The 1,148-nt window shown below is 63.9% G+C and carries 1 protein-coding gene; it reads left to right on the top strand.

Annotated elements, in window-relative coordinates; genetic code table 11:
- The first annotated feature begins 38 nt into the window (after positions 1-38).
- Positions 39-1,148, top strand: a complete 1,110-nt coding sequence (locus ACIBLA_RS37580) for an IS630 family transposase (RefSeq protein WP_363246080.1) — start codon at positions 39-41, stop codon at positions 1,146-1,148.

Below are 1,148 nucleotides of genomic sequence, written 5' to 3'. Positions count from 1 at the left end.
CTAGTGTTGTGAGTCTTAAGTTTCCGTAGAGTTGTCTCATGACGCGTCCGGGACCGAAGCTTGTGCCGTTGGATCTGACCGATGTCGAGCGGTCGGTGTTGGAGGGTTGGGTGCGGCGGCGTAAGTCCGCGCAGGACATGGCGATGCGGGCTCGTGTGATCCTGGCCTGCGATGGCGTGGGGGAGGACGGCTTTCCTGTGTCGACGCGTGTGGTGATGGAGCGGGTCGGGGTGTCCCGTGACACGGTGTCGAAGTGGCGTCGGCGGTTTCTGTCGGACCGTCTGGCCGGGTTGTCCGACGAGCCGCGTCCTGGGCGTCCTCGCACGGTGAGCGACGAGCAGGTCGCCGAACTGATCGCCCGGACTCTGGAGTCGAAGCCGGAGAACGCCACCCACTGGTCGACACGGTCGATGGCGAGGAAGACGGGGCTGTCGCAGTCGACCGTTTCGCGGGTCTGGCGGGCGTTCGGCCTGCAGCCTCACCGCTCGGAGACCTTCAAGCTGTCCACGGACCCGTTCTTCGTCGACAAGGTGCATGACGTTGTGGGGCTGTATCTCGATCCGCCGGAGCGGGCGCTGGTGCTGTGTGTGGACGAGAAGTCGCAGATCCAGGCGCTGGACCGTTCCCAGCCGGTGCTGCCGATGATGCCCGGGGTGCCGGAGCGGGCCAGTCACGACTACGTCCGTGCCGGCACCACCACTCTGTTCGCGGCCTTCGACGCGGCCAGTGGCAGGGTGATCGGCTCGCTCCACCGGCGTCACCGGGCGGAGGAGTTCAGGAAGTTCCTCACCAAACTCGACAAGCAGATTCCACGCGAGCTCGATGTCCACCTGGTCTGTGACAACTACGCGACCCACAAGACAGCGGCGGTCAAGAAGTGGCTGCTGGCCCATCCCAGGTTCCACATGCATTTCACGCCCACCAGCTCGTCCTGGCTGAACCTGGTCGAGCGATGGTTCGCGGAGCTGACGAACAAGCGGATACGGCGAGGCGTCCACAAGTCGGTCCAGGCGTTGGAGAAGGACATCCGCACCTGGATCGACTCATGGAACGAAGACCCCAAGCCGTTCGTCTGGACGAAGACCGCGGACCAAATCCTCGAATCACTGGCCTCATACTGCCGACGAATTACCGACTCAGAACACTAG

The sequence above is a fragment of the Streptomyces sp. NPDC050433 genome, from assembly GCF_044458565.1.
In the GTDB taxonomy this organism is placed as follows: Bacteria; Actinomycetota; Actinomycetes; order Streptomycetales; family Streptomycetaceae; genus Streptomyces.
The sequence above is the reverse complement of the archived record's forward strand: the minus strand, read 5'-3'. Positions and strand labels throughout refer to the sequence as shown.

Bases quoted from the DNA above. Each gene is read 5' to 3' on its own strand.
- ACIBLA_RS37580 (WP_363246080.1), top strand. From the start codon at position 39: ATGACGCGTCCGGGACCGAAGCTTGTGCCGTTGGATCTGACCGATGTC.